The organism is Jatrophihabitans lederbergiae, from assembly GCF_031845305.1.
Lineage (GTDB): Bacteria > Actinomycetota > Actinomycetes > Mycobacteriales > Jatrophihabitantaceae > Jatrophihabitans_A > Jatrophihabitans_A lederbergiae.
Genome location: NZ_JAVREH010000173.1, coordinates 1 through 1,216 on the forward strand (window position 1 = coordinate 1; position 1,216 = coordinate 1,216).

General features: G+C 67.9%; 1 protein-coding gene. It reads left to right on the top strand.

Going from position 1 to position 1,216, the window contains the following annotated elements; translation table 11 throughout:
* Positions 1 to 1,077: IS1380 family transposase (locus tag RM423_RS24800; protein WP_311425706.1), on the top strand; the 1,077-nt coding region annotated here is incomplete at its 5' end.
* Positions 1,078 to 1,216: the final 139 nt, after the last annotated feature.

A 1,216-nucleotide genomic window follows, 5' to 3' on the forward strand; every position in this document is an offset into this window, starting at 1 on the left:
TTCACCTTCGGTCATGTCCGGCAGTTGGATGCGGTCGCGTCCGATTTCCTGACCGCCCTGGCCGGGCACGCGCCGCTGCTGCCCGGGATTGGTGAGTTCGCGTTCCTCGACATCGATGACACAGTGAAAGCGACCCACGGCTATCAGAAGCAAGGCGCCGGCTACGGCTACACCGGCGTCAAAGGCTTGAACGCGTTGATCGCGACCGTGTCGACGCCGCTGTGCGCGCCGGTGATCGTGGCGACCAGACTCCGCAAGGGCTCCACCAACTCCACCCGCGGCGCTGCACGCCTGGTCTCCGACGCCCTCACGACCGCGCGGGCCTGCGGCGCCAGCGGCATCGTCGTGGTCCGCGCGGACTCGGCCTACTACGGGCGCGACGTGATCGCAGCGGCTCGCCGGGGCGGGGCCCGGTTCTCGATCACCACCCGCAAAGACCCCGCCGTCAGCAGGGCAATCGCAGGCATCGACGAGAGGAGGTGGACCCAGATCCGCTACCCCCAGGCGGTCTTCGACGAGCAGTTGCAGCAGTGGATCTCGGACGCCGAAGTCGCTGAGGTGCCGTTCACCGCCTTCACCTCCCGACCCCAGGCTGAACAGGTGGCTGCGCGGCTGATCGTGCGCCGGGTCCGCGACGCTAACCCCGCCCACACCGTGGCCAACGACCAGGGTGAGCTGTTCCCCGCCTGGCGCCACCACGCCGTCTTCACCGACTCACCGCAACCGATGTTCGACGCAGAGGCCGACCACCGCCGGCACGCGATCATCGAGCAAGTCCACGCCGACCTCAAGAACGGCCCGTTGGCGCACCTGCCGTCGGGGTCCTTCGCCGCGAACAGCGCATGGCTGGTGCTGGCCGCGATCGCGTTCAACCTGACCCGCGCCACCGGCGCTCTCGCAGGACAGCTCCATGCGAAAGCGGTCACCGCCACCATTCGGGCTCAGCTGATCACGATCCCTGCCAGGATCACCCGATCAGCACGGCGCACCACCCTCCGAATGCCCACGAACTGGCCCTGGCAGCACGCCTTCGACGCGATATTCGCCGCCGCGCTCAGCCCACCCGTCACGACCTGACCCCACCCACCAGCCCCAGGGCGCGACCGAAAGACCACGTGGAAAAGCCGGGCACACCGGCTGATCGACCGTGCCCAGACCTCAATCCCCGAATGCGAATTCAGAAACCCATCACACAATCACCGACGGTGCATCCGGG